Below are 17,580 nucleotides of genomic sequence, written 5' to 3' on the forward strand. Positions count from 1 at the left end.
GTAATGGCATTAATATATACTCTCATCACCCGAATAAATCAAAGACTATTTGGTCATCTGACGTAGCGGTTCGACGTTTACATACTTAGTATTGTTCAGAATATCCTCGTGTACGATAGCTAATGCTTTACGACTATTATTTAAGGTCATAGCAAATTTTTCGTACTTACCTTTCTCAGTTCTAAACGATTGTTCACTCCTGAATTTATATCCATTTAATTCTTTTTCTCCATATCCAAATTTAATTCCACCATACGTACCAATATCTATGGTAGCCTTCAGGGATTGAAGTGCAGAATCACTACCGCTAACAATAGTCATTAACAATTTCTCATTACTCTTGCCCTCATTTTCAAATGCTACTGCATAGCAAAAGACCTGATAATAGGCATGATCCTGATAAGTCTCCATTAATTTAGGGTTGTCGTTACTCTCTGTTTTAAAATTTAGGGTCATGATTGATTCCTCCAGTTATAAGAAAAAAGCAATCCACTATATACATCACCAATGAAGGTATGTAATAAATGAATTGCTTCTGCCTCTTATTTCTCTAATAGAAATAGTTAATTTGTTCATAATTTAAATCTACAATTGATTTCCCCAGTACATGTTCGGATTTTATGTAAAATATACTGATTCCTCGCTTTCCTTTACCTTTAATTCTATCTTTTTAAGCACAAAAAAAGGTCTTTGGAATGATTGGTTAATAGCATAAGTAAAAGATGCTATAAAACGTTCAATCAGCCCAAAGGCCATGATTAGTAAGTGCAGACACATCACTCAAAAATGAGTGAGAAATAAAAAGAAACAATATTATACCCTTCCATTATAACGAATTTAATCAGTGCTGACTAGATAAACTTTACCTAAATTCTCTAGATACTGATTCTAGAGAAATACCTTGATATTCACCACCACGCAAAATTAATTGAATAATAGCCCATATACTTTCAAAATGATTAGATGATTCTAGTATAGTTCTGCTTCGTTTCGTTGATCCATCGATAAGAATAGATTCATATTTTGTTACTGTTTCACCATGTTCAATAACACCAAATGTAAGTTCTCCATAACATGCAATTTTTTTAAAGTTTAGTTCTATTTGATTCATATTCAATCTCTCCCCATAAAAAAACTCTTTGAACCCCTCATAAGAGGACTCCAAAGAGTTATTGTTATTATTACGTTGATAATGTTGTAAAACATAGTTTAACAGAAAAGTGTCGAATAATAAATAAAATTACCTCAATAAATGTAATGTTTCTGAAAGTAATTCTTTTATAGCTGCATTAATGCGCAATAGTTCTTCACCTTCTGGATAGATATGTCCAAGACCACAAACCAGATAATCATTTGTCCAGTTACGTTCTTTTAATTCACAAATAACGTACGATTCAAATGCTCTTGCAGCCATCTCAACAGTGGTAGACCAGTATTTCGCCTTTTTTCCACGATCTAATTGTAGTGCTGTATTATAAAATTTCGTCTCATTTGATGGATAAGGTATCAAATACTCTTTTTCACCTGTTTAAAACAACTACTTTCAAAACAATTAAGTTTAGAAAACGCAAAAAAGCCTTTGGGTGATTGATCACAACATAGAAAAAGGATGTTGTGTTATCGAATCAACCCAAAGGCTGTATAGTTAGTAGTTGCTGTCGCAAAACTATTGAATAGTCTGCAATAAAAGTAAAATAAAAATTAATAATAGTATCTTACCATATGTATTAGTCACAGTAAAATAATATTAAACAGATCAACAAAAATATAGTTACTCTTGTTAGTTTAGAATCTGTGAACGTTTATTTTATAATGGAAGAGACCCTGTATTTGAACAAAGATTGATGAAAATACATGATTTTGATTTTAATACGACAGGAGTTTTTACTAAAAAGATTGATTAAATTAAGGCTTTATTAAAAATCTTGATTACATCTTGCTTTTTTCCATCTACAAAATAGTTTTCAAGTATAATAAAGCTATCAAATATATTAAAATCTATATCATCAAAAATTGATAAATTTTCACATACTTCCTCAAACGTTGTCATATTTCTATACCTACTACTATCTCTATGTAATGTTCCTATTACACAATTATTTTCCTCCATAAGAATCTTAAAGTTATTAAAAATATTTTTGTCATCCAATTCGTAATTATCAATTAATGCAATGCACTTATTATATACACTAGCAGCAATCGCCATTTTTTTTATATTTTTAATGTAGTCCTCCTTCAAGCTATCTACAGTAACATTAGGCTTTTCTTTACAAATAGTAGGTAATGATAATAAATCTTCTGCAATTGTAAAAAAAGAATAATTCTTAGGTATAGACGAAATCATTGCATTTAAAAAAGGTTTTCTATTCATAGTAGCTGAACTTATAATCAGCAAACTTTTATTAGAAGAAGCTAGCTTTTTTACTTCTTCAATTACTCCAAATGACATAGTATTTATTATTTGATATTCTTCTAAAGACGTCTTCATTTCTAACTTATCTATTTTTATAAATGGCGTCGTACAACACTCAGATATACATTCTAAAAAAGAGCACTCTTCTAACTCCATATATCTATAGTGCTCATCTTCAGATTGTTTATTAGCACCTATAAATTTAGATATCTTTTTATAATCGTAATAATTATTATTTTTTATAGATAGGAATTCTTCATCTTTTCCTCTCAAAAAAACTATGGGTTCATTAACAAATATTTCTCTAACTTTTAAACTCATTAAGTAACCTAACAGTCCAAACCCTTTATTATAGAGTTCAAATCTACTTACAAGGGCATTTCTTTCATACTCTGATTTAAATTTCATCTCGATATCTCTGAAATATTGTTTAATCGTTGCTGTATTATAAACCTCTAAATTTCTCTCAGAAAATATGTACTCTTCAAATTCTTGATTGAACTTAAATATTATTTTTTGCTCATCTAAATTAGATTCTTCTACTATGTCAAATATCTTTAATTCAAGTACGTCTTCTTTATATTCATTTAAAAATGTTTGATATGTAGAAATGAAATGTTTAACATTAGATTTAGCAACCTTTTTATGTGTTTGAAAATCAATAGTAGGATTTTTAATAAGTGAATTAACCACGGTAGAATCGAAAAAGCTAATTGCAATTTTATGAATTATTGATTCCAAAATAAGTTCATCAAAATCAGAAACTAAATCTTTATAATTTTCTCTTAATAAATTTTTCAATTCTTTTTTTAATCTCGTTATCGATTGATCCTTTGGTTTATCTTCAAATATAAAACCTAATTTTTTTACAAATTGGTTTAGTTGTACTGTTGGGTTAATTTTAATTATTTCATTAAAATGCATAGGATATTGATTTTTATACTGCTCAATAAATTTTGATATACAAATATCACAAGTGTTTTTTGTACATTTATCACATACAATGCCAACTTTTATGAAATATTCTCTAATAGTATTTACTTTACTTTTATTAGACTCGTGTTTTATCAATAAATGAAGGATATATGAAATACCTTCTTCTTTATTTAAATAAAATATATCTCCATCTTCTTTAAAAATACCTGTACTAGGTACTTTAGTATTTGTATTAAAATACAGCATATGATCATCAGCTGTTTGCGTATAGAAATTATGTATAGTCTTTGAAATCTCCGGTGAATATAAACCTATATTTCTTTTATAGAATTTCACCTCAATCGATTTATTTATATTATTATCATTAAAGACTCGAATATCCGCCCCACACTCTATACCTACACTTGAATTATCATTTTTTAACATGAGTAATTCTTTAATAGCAAGGTATATTTGCTTATAATATCCATTAATAGATCCAGCAACATCTGTTATCATAAAAACCCTTCCTTCTACAATTCAAATTTCTTCTCATACTAGAGGACATTATTTAATTCCTAAATTAATATAATCAAACCTAACGTACAAAACTACAAACGCCGTTGTAGACATTGTATATTTCAATAATTCAACTCTACTTTAATCCATCTATATTAAGTATAGATGGCATGCAATTTTCATGATTATAAAACAGCTAGAAATTTAGTTCTTCAACTACTTTAGACTCGCTTAACATTTGATATAAAATCGAAATATTGTTATTGGTACAATATGTCCATTCACGCTTTTCTGAAAACGTAAAATATAAATATCTTTTAGCTCTTGATAAACCTACAAAAAATGTACAAGTATCTTCTTGTTCTTGTTTAGAAAAACTCCAAAAAGCCTTATCATCAAATCCTACAAAAAATACTGTTTCGTACTCTAAACCTTTACTTTTATGAATAGTCATAATTGGAATTGAATCTTTCCCTTCAAAAACTTGGATGGCTAATAACCAATCATTTGTTCCTTGGAAATAGTGATATAGATACTCTTCCAAATCCTCTTTTAATTTATTTATATATGTACCTTGAGAATATTGAGGATAATATCTTCTAATTTTATTCAAATCATAAAAATTTAAAATTTCTATAAATAGCATTCCTAATTCTCCAGCATTGATTATGGAAGCCAACTTTCTTTTTATTATCTTCAAAAATTGTTTTACTTCTTTTATTAGCTTATCAAAAGTATATTCATTTTTTGTTCCGTGAATTCCTTCAAAAATAGTTTTAGAATGCCAAATTGAAAGCCATGAATCACTATTACTAGTATCTAAAGCAGACTTTAATGTATTGATAATAAGATTTACCACATCTTCTTTTAATAAATCTTGAAAAATAGTCTCATTTCTAGCATTAATATTTAGCGCTTTTAATTCGTCAACTATTGATTTTTCATATTTATCAACAGTCTGTTTTACAATTATACAAATATCATTAGCAGGAACATTATAATTTTGTATTAAATCATTAATTTTTGAAGCTATCTTTTTAGATTCATTTTTAGAATCTAGAAAGTACCATATTTCCGCTATACCATCATTTGCAGACCATTTAGGATTAGGAATTGGTGTAAAGGGTTTATCTTGTAAATAATTATTTACAATCTTTTGTATTTCTAAGAGTCTAGGTGCAGATCTATGATTCATTTTTAAAGAATACTCTCTAGATTTAAAGTCATTTTTATAGGACTCAAAAACATCCTTTTTTGCACCAGCCCAAATCATTATCCTTTGCCTATTATCTCCTACTGCTGTAATTGAAGTATTAGTATTAAAAAAACAAACCTTTACCAACTCATATTGTAAATCTGTAGTATCCTGAAATTCATCTAAAAACAGATGACTATACGTTTCTCTTAATGACATTAAAATAAATGGATTGGTTTCTAAAATATAGATTGCTAAAAGAGTAATCATTGGAAAACTCAAGGTAGCTTTATTATTTTCATCACCCTTTAATAAAAACTGCCATACATTTTCAATTAAACTACCTTTTTCAACTGGCAACTTTGAACTAATTAAACAATTAAAATAATACTTTTTTAAATCTTTATTATTAAGATAAACATTAAATTTAGCAAATGCTTTTACAATCATATTTTGTTGTTTATCAACAATTTCATAATCCGGATTAGGTCTATACTCTTCTGGTAGTACATTTAAAAATCTATCTAGTATGCTCTTAGCGAATGAATCAAATGTTTGAGATGTAAATCTATTTTCAATTTTATTAGATATCCTTAAATTAACACGTTCTTTCAAGTTAGATGCTGCATCTTTTTTAAAGCTAATCGCTAAAATCTTCCTGGGATTAGTACAGCTATTAGTTTCTAACAAACAACATGCTTTTTGAGCAAGTAATTCTGTTTTTCCTGCACCTGGTCCTGCAACTATCAATGAATTTTTCAAATCCGTTACAGCATTTAAAGCTTCGTCCTCTAAAACCAGCCCATCAGTTGGCTGCCATTCTTTAAGAGAAACCATTATTTACATCATTCCTCTATCTTAATAATTTTTTAGCCTTTTCTGATAAACGTCTAAATATTTCCGGCATATTCTCGATTAATTTTGCATCTTCAATGTAATTCAATGCTTGCAAATGAGTTATAGGTTTTCCTCTAGTTAAAAAGAAGTAGTTATACCAAATCATTAATTCTTTTTGAAAGTCACTATATGTTTCGCCACTACCCCCGTTTTCTTTAAGTGTCTTTCTGACACTGTCTTCAATTCTTTTTGCATAAACTTCTTGTGTTTTTTCTTCATCAGTAAGTTCATGAATCCGTTTTTGCTTTTCATTCCCACTTACTTTAATTAGAGGTCCTTCTCCATTATTTAGTGTCAACAAATAGTAATCTAAGAACTGTTCAATCATAATAAAATCAATATCCAGAGGATTGGAGAAATATATATTATACTTTTCAAGAGTTGTAATCCAAACTTCTAATACTTGGATATGTTCTTTTGATTTCAACTGCCACGTATGCATATTTTCAAAATCGCTATCAGATAGAATTTCTCCACCTTCTAATGTTAGAATTTCTTTTTTATTTATCCCATTTTCAATTAATTGTTTATAAGCATATTTTACCCTTCCCCAACCTCCTCCATCACGCTCTCTGTCCAAATCTAATAATGTGATAAAAGGAATATCTAATTGGCTTAAAAGCCTCCAAAAATGATTTACATGTCTCCCTCCTAAAGGCACCACAGAAATACCTACTGAGTCTAAATCACCTGTGCAAAGATGTAAAATTTTAGGTAAAATTATCTCTTCACTATCACCCTCACCTAAAATTACTAGTGAAGAAAAATAAAGTTCTGGATAAGCTCTAACGGCTTCTTTGACATATTTATATGCTATAGATTGTTTATTCGGTAACATAATTTCCTTCACAACAGTAGTACTAGTTTTCTTATCAATTCTCAAATGTCTAATTTCAGTTGGTTCTATTCTTTTAATAATTGTCGGGTTATGAGAAGTAATCAATATTTGAGCATTGTTTTGACTTTGTATACTTTTAAGGTTTTTGATAACTTTACCCAATAAATGCGGACTGACATGATTTTCTGGTTCCTCGACTAAAACTAACGTTAATGCAGGAGGGTCAACATTTAAAACTCTTTCTTCCTCAACAATATTTCTCTTTATTTCATCTATTGCTGCATTTTCTATTGCTAAGAGAGAGTCAATTAAAGTCAAATAGAATAAAGATTTTAATCCATCACCTAGATCATTAACTTTAAATGCTTTATCAGTATGCGATGGTGTAAATTCTACGTCTAATTTTTTTAAAATAGTATCTAAATCGTTACTCCCAAACTTTATGTTAGCTTCTTTATATCTAGAATCGTTGTGATAGTTTTTCCATTGAGAAGAAATAATTCTTTGTATTGTAGAAATACCTCGTTGGCTAGAAACTTGATAATCTAATTCTTCAATTTTGTTATTTACTAATAATTTATCTGCTTCTTTCCAATTAATTTGTTTTAAAATTCTCCATAGAATCGTTCCAGTTGCATTTTTTAATTGTTCTGTAGGATTTCTTACAGCAGGTATGTATATAACATTTATTTTGGATTTTTCATGAATTGATAACGGCTTAAGGTTGTTACTCTCTTCCACTTCACCTTGTGTCACATAATAAAATTTAAAGTCTATAACCCCATCGGGATTATTTCCTCTTTCCCAATTAGCTTCTAGACGCATAGCAATATAGGGTTTAGCACCTTCTTTGTTAACTACAAAATTTTCAAAGTATATAGGAATCGCATAACTATCTGCGGTTTCATCATCTTTAAAAAATTCAAAATGTACTTCAATCGATAAATTGTTTTTTTCTATTTCTTCTGATGACTTATCAAAAGGAATATGAAAATCTGATTTAGTTATTTTACCATCCCCGAACATTTTTTGAAGTGCACTTAGAATTGCTGTTTTACCTGCACTATTATGACCTATAAATGCAGTTAAATCTGTAATATTAATAATAGTAGATTCTGGTCCAAAACTGCGATAATTATTTAATATCAATTTTGTTAATTTCATAAGAACTCCTTTATGATAAATATAAAATAACACTTAACGTTACTATTCCATTATAAGCCAAATAACTCACTTTGACTCGCAACGTTTTGTTTATTTGAGAGATGGCATAAAAGGTAGGAAATACGTGATTCCGGAAGTTAGTGTGATTGAGGTCGAGATAGAAGATAAACAATATCGACTTATTATGTTTTTTAGATACAACAAAAAAAAAAGTATAAATATGAGAATGTTTAATAGGGATTGATTAATACTAGTAGTTTGGGATAAAAAGTAAATTAAATTTAATAGAACCAAATTTATAGCATTGAGACATGGTAAGAAAACTATAGAGCAAAAAGGATAATAGAAAAAATTAATTGAAAATATTTGGAGGTATTTAATGAATCTAGAATTCTATATTCCTGTAACAATACGTGAATACACATCAATAATTGCGTAAACAACAGTTCTACCAATAATTCGATTTGCATCAAAAGAGCTGACTAAATAAATATCTTCAATTGTTACATCAACTTGAAAACGTGTGCCAAGTTCATTCGTTTCAATTTTGGAATTGCTTAAAATAAGACGATGCTCTTGAATATTTAACCCTGGCTTATAATCGGCACTAATTCCAGAGCCTCGACCTTCTTTAATCCATTTCTAAACTTTTGAAGTTCTTGCACTTTTAGTCAAAAAAACACCTCCTTAAATTATAGTAATCTAAAGAGGTGTTTCATCGCATTTTTTTACAAGCAGGGTGGCTTTATTTCGATTATATACCAGTACATTTAAACAAAAGAGACAAGCGATAGTGCCGCCTGCCCATTAATAGTAATTAATATTATGTAGTTTTATCAACGCTTTTCATGATACTTTCTTTCCAATACTCAGTATAGCATAGATGACCTTCTTCTTTTTCGCTATCATATAAACTCTCACGAATCTCATCTTTACTTTGACCATTTTCAAATTCATTACGTATCATTTCGGTCTTTGAATCCCACCATTGCCCAGTATCTTCATTAAAAAATACAGGCTCCAAGTGGTGTAGTAAACGGAAGGTATCAGAAGTAAATGCAGTTTCTTGGTCTCCTATCTCATTACAGTACGCTTTAATAGCTTTATTAACTTCAGTAAAGAGAATAAAACGTAATTGTATTCCTGAAGAAGAAGCCATTTTTGTTGCTGCCATTTAAATACACCCTTTCCTAAAGAAAAATAAATACCCTTTTTTAGCACAAAAAAAAGACCTCTAGGAAGATTGATAACAACATAAATAAAAGATGTTGTTTCGTTCAATCAACCCAAAGGTCGTTAGTTGTTGGTTTAAGTCGCATAACACGAATTGGTCTGCAATAAAAATTAAAAAGAATACTATGGAATTAGTATAACATGTTTCATTAATTTGTTGCCAACCCTTTTTACAAATGTATTATTTAGTTGAATTTCAATGTCTCTCTAGTTTATGTTCAACTTTATTTCGTCAATAATTGTTACTAAATGTATATGTATAAACATTCTCTACAAATATATTTAATAAAAAAGAACGATAATCTAAAATTAGATTAATCGTTCTTAATTGTTTATTAATTGGCCTCTTTGTTCCTTGATGTATCGACGTTTTGCTTTAAAAAGAATTAAACTTGCTCCCATGGCATTATATAGCGCACCAATTAAACTCTTCTCAGTCGATAAATTTTCTTTAAACTCTTTATATTTTTTAATCTCTTGTGAATTTAAAACCTCTATAACCTTTATAGTCATTTAGAAGTCATCCTCCTTAAATTCCACTTCCACTAATACTAAATGGACCTATTTCTTTCATTATACCATTATCGCTCACTTTGTGTATCATTTTCTACACTCTGTGCATTATTAATTTCTCCCACTTCTTGTTTATTAAGTAGACTCTGTAATACAGATATTACTGAAGGAATGATGTTTTTCCAACCTCTATACCCTATTAGAACGGGTACTCCAACCTTTATAAATAATGGATTTAACAACTCCACTATAGGGTTGTCCAATGACATCGCTGTTACAGTAATAAAACCACCGAAGCAGCCAATCAATAATGGTTGAATGACTCCTTTTAACACTAATAAGATTTTACCGGTTATAGTTGCACCTCTTAAGATTGTTTTAAGTTGGTCAATGGGCTTTAATGAATGTAAAACTTCATTTTTGGTCCCAATCAATATAAAACATCCTGCAAAAATTATTGTCAACAATGCTGAATCCAGGAATAGACTCATAGTAATTTTCACCTCCTAAAAAATTATTAACTACATTCCACGCACTCATTAATTGGCAATATACGAAAAAAAAACCTTTGAGTGATTAGTAAAGAACAGAAAAATTCTGCTTACATAATCAACCCAAAGGTTTAAGTTAGTAGTTGCTTTCGCGTAAAATTGCATTCGCAATGAGTAATAAATAAAATGGTTATAAAATTATATTATCATATTATTTTGTAAAATGGTATATATTCTATAATTTTCTTATTTGTTAATACACGTATTTATCCTGACTAAGTTTGATCAATTAAATGACCCATATTCAACTAAGCACCTGTTAGTTTAATAAGAACAGCGACGCTTATTAAACAATCGCGCCCGATTGCTAATGGCACTTTCCATTATTAATATTCATGTAAACGTTAATGGTACTTCCACAAGATTTTTTGATGTGTTAGCAGCAAATTTAACAGTTGTTGACGGTACTACAGACCTTGCAACTGCCTTTCTAGATGATAGCGGGAATGCAGCTCTGCTTTTCCGGTAGTAACAAATGGTTACTATAATTTTCATATAAACGGTGTACTACAGGCAGGCGATTCGTATACGGTTTCTGCAACAGAGTTAACTTTAAAAAGTCAAAGCGAAGATTCATGAACTAGTCAATCAAAGAGGAATTTTATTAAGGGAATTAGCTAATCAAAAAAGGCAAAATATAAACTTTAGTCATATAGAAAAAATAGCAGATACTTTAGAGTTAGATGATACTAGAGATATCATTGAACTAATAGAAGACAAAGACAAATAAAGTCGCCCTAATATGGGCGACTTACTTATTTTCTAGAGGAATATTTTAGAAATTCATTAGAATGGCAACCACTTTGTTAATTGAAACATACAAAAATTGTCAAGTCATCATGGGTACTTAAACTAACTCAGCCTTTAATATTTCCAATAGGTTCTGGTATCTATTATCAATAAAAGCTTTAAATTCACTTTTACTCGACCTTGAAGTAATCATATACTGTTGAAATAGCGGATTACGTACACTCCAATCAAAGTATTCTAGCTTCTCCAACACTAATTCCCAGTCTGGAATCCATTCTATATCTTTATCCGCTTCGCTTATGATCTGCTCATGTAGGTAGTAAGCTATTGCATTTTGAAGTGCTTCGTGACCTAGTGTGTATTTATTAACATCACCTGGAACCGGAGGAAGAGCATCAAACAAAACAACAAAAAACTTATCTAAAAACGCTAGAACATCGTCGTACTTATCTTTTATCAATTGTTCAGCCTTTTTACTTAATTTAGGTCTTCCGAATAACAATATACTGATGAAGTTTTTTAAACGGGCACTCGTAAAAAGTAACGTGTTTGTAGGTCTAACAATTCTGCTTTTCATAAATTCTACCCCGGCATTTTCCAGAGCTCGACATGATTCAAATGTATCTCTTACTAAAACCCTCATAATATCCCTTGTATCATATTTGGTAATTAATGACATAGAGACACGCTTTGCATTGGAGTTAATATCCACAAAGACATTTTTTTCATCTACTTCATCTAATCCGAAGTATATTTGAGCCGTTAAAGTACTACCTAAAATTTTCTCCTTCTTTGCTGTATCACTTGTATGTCGTAATAAATGCTCTAAACCCTTAATACGATGCTGTCCGTCAATTACTTTTAGTTTTACCCCTGGCGGTAAACGCAATTCTTTTCTAGTCGTATCATAATATTTAGATGGGTCTCCAGTAAATGCAAACACAAGGGACGGTAAAAAGATACCAACCTCCGAATCAAAAGAATCAATATAGGTTGCAAGTGGACCTAATCTGGAGTAGTTTATATCCCTATTAATAACATTATCAATTTTATAAACTTCCAAAAGTTCCCTTACTGTTATTTGTGTAGTCATTATAGCTTGGGATTCACCGTTTATATGGTTTACAAGCCCTTTTAAATTTATATCAAACATTTAGCACCTTCCCAACATTTAATTCATATTGTTTTATTAACATATTGGATATTTGGCTTGTTATTCGAGTACCAACTGTAAATCGATACTTTTTAGTGTTGTTATTAAATGGAATACCATACTGTTTCAACTCTTTGTTTTTATGTGACCAATCTATAAAACGCACAGATTTCAGGAATAATTCTTCCATTTCAAGATTGGCGTCCTTCTCTCTTAAAGAGTATATGTACTTCGCTATTCCGCGTAAAACATTCGGATTCATTATAAAATACTTGTTTCTATCCAAACACTGGTCAGGGGCATACTTCATTAGTAAGGTTAGAAAATCCTCAACATTTTTTTTGTATAAAAGGTAGTTTGTCTCATTAATTCTACTCGTACCACCATGTAAAAAAATAATTCCATCATTAAGTGTTAAACATATATTATAAAGTGTTGCGGCTGTCATCAATTTGGTTGTAGTGGTTTTAGCACGGACTTCAAATTTGTCAGGAGAAATTGAAGGATGATTATTGATAACGTCTTTAACCAACCTTCCGCATAAATCATTTTCTTTATACATTACTAAAAGAGTATTACTCACTTTAGATGACTTTGTATTTACATCCGTGAAAAGTTGACGCTCTTTTTCAATTGTTAAATCGCTAAATATTTGAATTGTTAAAGGGTAATTTTTTATAAAATTCAATTTTTTTTGATCTTCAGCGTTACGACTGGACATTAGCCTTTTCTTCAAAACTTCAAATGCCCTTATGCGATGCTGTCCATCTAATATAACCATGGTGTCATCAGTTTTAAGATGAAATTGATTACTTACTTCATTGAATCTTCCCTTCCCTCTAGCAGAGAAAATTAATGGAGGAAAATAGATATTATTACCTTCTAAACCATATTGAATGTATTTACTTATACTAGCAACCTGTTTCTCAATCATATCTCTCTGAACCGATTTATCAACCTCTAAAAACCTTAATACATAATCTACTGTACATTGTGCCGATATTACTTCATGACCAAACTGGTTCCCCTTTACCCCATGAATCGTAATAAAGTTACCCGCGGAATCAATGATATCATCAAATTTCATATTATTTCCTCCTTTTCTTATTAATTATATTTGTGTATTTATTTTCTTTCTGTATATTTTAGATTATACAGACTCTTCTGATCACAATACAACAAAAATCTTTCTGTGTTCCTAAATTCTTTGATTATTTTCATTCAGTAATCCTTTTTGATATCATTAGCTCTGTAGTAAACTCACCTTTTAAATACCATCCATCTATTTCTATTGTTAAATGATATAACAAACACCTTATTAAACTAATGCGTTAGTAATAGGTAAGCATTTGAAGTTATCTCCAGCTTTTCCCCTACTCCACACGGAACGTGCCAGTTTCCAAGCATACCGCGTTCCATCTAGCGATGGTATTATTAATTATAAGTTTCAAGTTACTCTTGTTGATTTGGGTTATTTGATTATTTCTAGCTCACATTTTTCTCGATATTTATTGATTTTTTCTAACATCGATTCAGTGATGCCCAAAGTTTTTATGAGTGTATTCGCCTTAATTTTGTCGGTCATATGGATTAATTCATGTATCTCTCTTTGGAGAATACGTAGATTATTGAATTTGTCGCTTCCACCAAGATACTTAGGTATATAATGGTGACAGTAGACATTTTGTGCTTGTAGGAACATGCCAGTTATTTCACATTTTCCTTTTTTCATACTGTATCTACTAATCCGATTATCCATATATTCGACACTCCGTGTCGATATTTTTGATTCCATTAACAATACTATTTCCTGTCTTATATCTTTACTCAACCGTGTGGATATTTGCACTCGACCTTCTTCGGTAAATGGGGTTATACTTTGAGTAAAGCCAATCACATTTTTAGTTTTGATGATTCCGAGAGGAAAGAGGTATATCCCGGCGATTTTATAAGTTTTAGAGCCTAAGCCATAGAACTTTTTATACACAGGTGGAGGATTGTTAGGATGTTCATATTTACCAACGGGTTTAAGACGATTGTACATAGATGCACCTATTTCATAGGCAAGTCGTGAGAACGCTAAGTTGACGTGAGTAGCTCTGCTAAAATAATTGTGTAACCCTAAGACAAAACTATTAAAGCGCATAGCATTTTGAGTAGTTGGCGATGTTCGGAGTATTTCTATTCGTTTCTTTGCATCCGCCTTAATTTTCTGCATCTTTTCAGCTTTGACAAACGTATGTGCAACTCGCTTTATTCCTTTACGATTGGCACGTATTGTGAAACCAAGAAACGCAGACTCATTCTTGCGCAGATTAATAATCTTCGATTTTTCTGGTGAAATATCAAGTTTTAAACGTTCTTTTAAAAATAATTTAACTGCATGATACCACTTTTCGGCAGTTTTCCAGTCTCGACAGATGATTTTAAAGTCATCAGCATACCTAACTATGTAGCCTTCTTTTAAGTGAGTTCGATTCTTTGCAAGAAGTTGACCTCTAGTTTTAAGTGATTTATGGAGGGGAAATAGTTCCCATTGGTCCGCAATCCACTGGTCCAATTCATTTAGTACAATATTAGACAATAACGGTGAAAGTAGGCCACCTTGTGGAGAACCCTTTGTCGGAATACCTTCTCCATCCACTTCAGCCTTTAGCATTTTGGATATACAGGCAAGGACCTGTCTATCCCGAATACCTAAATTCCATAACTGCTTAATAAGCAAGGTATGATTGATATTATCAAAGAACCCTTTTATATCCACATCTACAACGTAGTGGAGTTTCGACCGATTAACTAGAAATTGAATTCTTGCCATCGCATGATGAGTAGACCGTAAAGGTCTAAACCCATAGCTATGATTATAGAAATGAGCCTCTGCAATAGGCTCTAACACTTGTTTAAAGCACAGTTGTATGATTCTATCCAGAATGCATGGAATACCTAATGGTCGCATCTTGCCATTATCTTTTTCGATTAGTTTACGTCTGACTTTCTTTGGACGATAATTTTTCAGCTTACTTTGTATTTCTTCTACTAAATCGTTCTCTGATCGTTTCTCTATGTCTACAATAGTTTTACCATCTGTTCCAGGGGTCTTCGACCCTTTATTTGACTTGATTGTTCGATACGCTAATAAAATATTGTTCCTCGACGTGATGATGTCGTATAGCAGATGGAATGATTCTTTATTTTTGGCTCGTTGATGTAAGTCTGTAAAGGTGTCTGTCATCCCGTAATAATCCCAATATCGTAGAGCTTGCACTGTGGCATCATTCCTCTTTGAAGTGATGTTCCCACGTTCTTACCCGACCGGTGCAATGCACAGTTGAAAAATAATTATTACTTATCGCTAGACTTGGGGCTGTTCCTCCAACTCCATTACAGAGGTCTCACTGGTCGTACCCCTACCCTCATAAGGACAAATGCATTTCGCCATATCGCTTATAGCAACCGTTTCGGGTGACAGCCCTTGAGACAACGTTCCTTATTTTCCAAGTCCCTTATAACCTAGCTATATTTCTTCTAAACTTAGGTGCTTCCTGTAAGCCTGTGAGCTGGATACCGCCATTGTTCGGTATAACGTGTTTCATAGAAGCAATTTTTACTCCACGTCACTCACTCCATCGTTGGATGGTACACAAGTTTCCTTATGCTCTAACTTTAGACCCGTACATCCGGAAGTTCGTCTGTTCTTTTCCACAAGAAAATTCTCACCATATTTAGTTTTTCAGCCATCCGGCATATCCATTGGCATACCTTTTCCGTGAGGAGTGGCTTCAGCCTTTGTTCTGCCGACTTCACCTGAGCTTCAGACCCCATAATCTGTCCCTTATGACGCATGCAGGAATCTTAATGGGATAGTTTCAAAATACATGGTTTTATCATTTCTATCCTCAGTTATAAAGTTAGGATTCCCCAAGGAATCCTTTGTTTTTTCACACATTAGTGCTTATAACAAAACTTGTCGCGCTGCCTCGTTAGTTTAAGTACATTTCTTCACAATATTTATAGTGATATTAGCATAATTATCCAACAAAAAAATCATCTCTCCTCTAAAATCTAAAGAGGTGAGATGATTTTAATCAAACTTTTTTATAAAGCAACGTAATTTTATCGAATGCACTACTTTATTAATTGTTCTAAAATAATGCGAGTTGCTCCCATTCACCGTTTAACTCCTGAATAATACCGAAATGGGCACCCTGATTGTTAAAGCGACTTGCGTTATAATGATTTGGACCATATGTAAATAAAAAATATTCTTCATCTATTTTTAGATTTACTGACGATCCAAGATCAACACAAATTCCCTTCATATAACTAATCTCTCACTTGTAAATAAGTCATAGACCTCTTCCTTTTTAAAGTTGGCTGCCAGCGTATCAATTGCCGTAAGTAAAACATTTAGTTTACTTATTTGTAATGATTTAGTACGGGCCTGTACTACCGCTGTGCCCCCTGGTAACAAAACAATGCCGATATTATCGACAGAATAGATACCTAACGTAGAAGCCTCTTGAAAGCCTTTATTACGTGCAATACTGATATTCTCACTTTGGGAATATCCATCATTTAATCTCATTTCAATATTTACGAATTCAGGATTAATCTGCTTCAAAGAATGATTAATCAGTTGAAACAATGATCTGTAGTCACCTTCAAAGTGAATTACATAGCCAGATGATTCGTTTCCCTCTGAATTAAATGGTTTAATTGTAAATACTGTTTTTAAATCACTCACCCATGATAAAGATTTATCACGGCTTAACTTAAATCCCAAGGGAGTTAAAGCCGCTACAAATTCGTTGTTACGCAACGGACAAAAAAATGTCAGTTTGTATTCTCTACCTAATTTTGACTCTAAGAAATTAAAGAGCGACACTGTGAGCCCCTCCTTTTGAGCAATTTGCACAATAGAAGTAGGGATTGTTTTCTCCAAAATTCTCAATTTTATCTTCACTTATTTCTTTACCGCAGCAATCACAAACTGGTATTTCGAAAGAGAAGTCATGTAGATTATCTTTTAAAAATACAAGTTCCCTATAATCCACAGATCCTGATTTTAAGTAATATGAATACATTTTTCCAAATGCTGCTGAATGAGATCCTGCATATTTCTTAATTGCTTCATAAAAACTTAAATTAAAAACTAATGATGGATATAACCTTGAAACGTAATGTAACCATTTTTTAGGCTCATTACTATCCGTTTTAAAAATAACGCGAGCTCCAAGGTCATCGAATAGTAACTCACAACTCTGTACTTCGGATTTTACTCCCCATAATTTTTCCATTCTCTTTTCTGTTGTTGGATAAAAAGCTCCTAAAAATTCATTTTCTTTTGAAGAATTCAATAGAGCACTCATGAATCTAATGAGAGCAGCTACCTCTCCATTGATTGATAATACATTTACACATTGATTTGCCATTCTAAAC

At 31.2% G+C, this 17,580-nt stretch carries 17 protein-coding genes and 1 pseudogene; 2 read left to right on the top strand and 16 right to left on the bottom strand.

Features of this window, described 5'->3' with window-relative positions; all coding sequences use genetic code 11:
- Positions 1 to 45 precede the first annotated feature (45 nt).
- The 10 genes and pseudogenes from ACZLO7_RS22515 to ACZLO7_RS22560 form a co-directional block, all read right to left on the bottom strand.
- Positions 46 to 456 (bottom strand): hypothetical protein, encoded by a 411-nt coding sequence (locus tag ACZLO7_RS22515; protein ID WP_464941115.1) that lies wholly within the window; start codon positions 454 to 456, stop codon positions 46 to 48.
- A gap of 406 nt (positions 457 to 862) precedes the next feature.
- Positions 863 to 1,111, bottom strand: coding sequence for a hypothetical protein (locus tag ACZLO7_RS22520; protein WP_464941114.1), 249 nt, complete (start codon positions 1,109 to 1,111; stop codon positions 863 to 865).
- A 129-nt stretch (positions 1,112 to 1,240) separates the two neighbouring features.
- Complete coding sequence (locus tag ACZLO7_RS22525; protein ID WP_464941113.1) at positions 1,241 to 1,510, bottom strand: LPD1 domain-containing protein; 270 nt, start codon at positions 1,508 to 1,510, stop codon at positions 1,241 to 1,243.
- Positions 1,511 to 1,900: 390 nt separating this feature from the next.
- Positions 1,901 to 3,847, bottom strand: a complete 1,947-nt coding sequence (locus ACZLO7_RS22530) for a hypothetical protein (RefSeq protein ID WP_464941112.1) — start codon at positions 3,845 to 3,847, stop codon at positions 1,901 to 1,903.
- Positions 3,848 to 4,043: 196 nt separating this feature from the next.
- Complete coding sequence (locus tag ACZLO7_RS22535; RefSeq protein ID WP_464941111.1) at positions 4,044 to 5,879, bottom strand: UvrD-helicase domain-containing protein; 1,836 nt, start codon at positions 5,877 to 5,879, stop codon at positions 4,044 to 4,046.
- A 16-nt stretch (positions 5,880 to 5,895) separates the two neighbouring features.
- Positions 5,896 to 7,941, bottom strand: coding sequence for an ATP-dependent nuclease (locus tag ACZLO7_RS22540; protein WP_464941110.1), 2,046 nt, complete (start codon positions 7,939 to 7,941; stop codon positions 5,896 to 5,898).
- Positions 7,942 to 8,337: 396 nt separating this feature from the next.
- Positions 8,338 to 8,517, bottom strand: a pseudogene (locus tag ACZLO7_RS22545) (TnsB C-terminal domain-containing protein); the annotation flags it as partial.
- A 247-nt stretch (positions 8,518 to 8,764) separates the two neighbouring features.
- Positions 8,765 to 9,115, bottom strand: coding sequence for a hypothetical protein (locus tag ACZLO7_RS22550; RefSeq protein ID WP_464941109.1), 351 nt, complete (start codon positions 9,113 to 9,115; stop codon positions 8,765 to 8,767).
- 383 nt (positions 9,116 to 9,498) lie between these two features.
- Positions 9,499 to 9,687, bottom strand: a complete 189-nt coding sequence (locus ACZLO7_RS22555) for a hypothetical protein (RefSeq protein ID WP_464941108.1) — start codon at positions 9,685 to 9,687, stop codon at positions 9,499 to 9,501.
- A 68-nt stretch (positions 9,688 to 9,755) separates the two neighbouring features.
- Positions 9,756 to 10,121, bottom strand: coding sequence for a hypothetical protein (locus ACZLO7_RS22560; RefSeq protein ID WP_464941107.1), 366 nt, complete (start codon positions 10,119 to 10,121; stop codon positions 9,756 to 9,758).
- Between the two features lie 612 nt (positions 10,122 to 10,733).
- On the opposite strand from ACZLO7_RS22560, the gene ACZLO7_RS22565 reads away from it, so the two are divergent.
- The gene (locus tag ACZLO7_RS22565) at positions 10,734 to 10,817 is read left to right on the top strand and encodes a hypothetical protein (RefSeq protein ID WP_464941136.1); all 84 of its coding nucleotides are present in this window, start codon (positions 10,734 to 10,736) and stop codon (positions 10,815 to 10,817) included.
- Entirely contained in the window at positions 10,810 to 10,968 is a 159-nt protein-coding gene (locus ACZLO7_RS22570; RefSeq protein ID WP_464941135.1) for a helix-turn-helix domain-containing protein, read from the top strand. Before ACZLO7_RS22565 ends, ACZLO7_RS22570 begins: the two co-directional genes overlap by 8 nt.
- A gap of 117 nt (positions 10,969 to 11,085) precedes the next feature.
- Here the strand turns inward: ACZLO7_RS22570 and ACZLO7_RS22575 are convergent, their stop codons facing one another.
- The 6 genes from ACZLO7_RS22575 to ACZLO7_RS22600 form a co-directional block, all read right to left on the bottom strand.
- A complete protein-coding gene (locus tag ACZLO7_RS22575) occupies positions 11,086 to 12,141 on the bottom strand; it encodes a DNA sulfur modification protein DndB (RefSeq protein ID WP_464941105.1) in 1,056 nt (351 codons plus the stop codon).
- Positions 12,134 to 13,228 carry a DNA sulfur modification protein DndB gene (locus ACZLO7_RS22580; RefSeq protein WP_464941104.1) on the bottom strand — a complete coding sequence of 365 codons (1,095 nt, stop codon included), beginning with the start codon at positions 13,226 to 13,228 and terminating at the stop codon, positions 12,134 to 12,136. The genes ACZLO7_RS22575 and ACZLO7_RS22580 overlap by 8 nt, the downstream gene beginning before the upstream one ends.
- 384 nt (positions 13,229 to 13,612) lie before the next feature.
- Positions 13,613 to 15,373: a group II intron reverse transcriptase/maturase gene (gene ltrA, locus ACZLO7_RS22585; protein WP_464941439.1), complete on the bottom strand. Its 1,761-nt coding sequence runs from the start codon at positions 15,371 to 15,373 to the stop codon at positions 13,613 to 13,615.
- Between the two features lie 910 nt (positions 15,374 to 16,283).
- Positions 16,284 to 16,460 carry a hypothetical protein gene (locus tag ACZLO7_RS22590; protein ID WP_464941229.1) on the bottom strand — a complete coding sequence of 59 codons (177 nt, stop codon included), beginning with the start codon at positions 16,458 to 16,460 and terminating at the stop codon, positions 16,284 to 16,286.
- Positions 16,457 to 17,026, bottom strand: a complete 570-nt coding sequence (locus ACZLO7_RS22595; protein WP_464941228.1) for a hypothetical protein — start codon at positions 17,024 to 17,026, stop codon at positions 16,457 to 16,459. The genes ACZLO7_RS22590 and ACZLO7_RS22595 overlap by 4 nt, the downstream gene beginning before the upstream one ends.
- Positions 17,013 to 17,573 (bottom strand): hypothetical protein, encoded by a 561-nt coding sequence (locus tag ACZLO7_RS22600; protein WP_464941227.1) that lies wholly within the window; start codon positions 17,571 to 17,573, stop codon positions 17,013 to 17,015. The genes ACZLO7_RS22595 and ACZLO7_RS22600 overlap by 14 nt, the downstream gene beginning before the upstream one ends.
- Between the last annotated feature and the right edge of the window lie 7 nt (positions 17,574 to 17,580).

The organism is Viridibacillus sp. d25.2 (assembly GCF_055456015.2).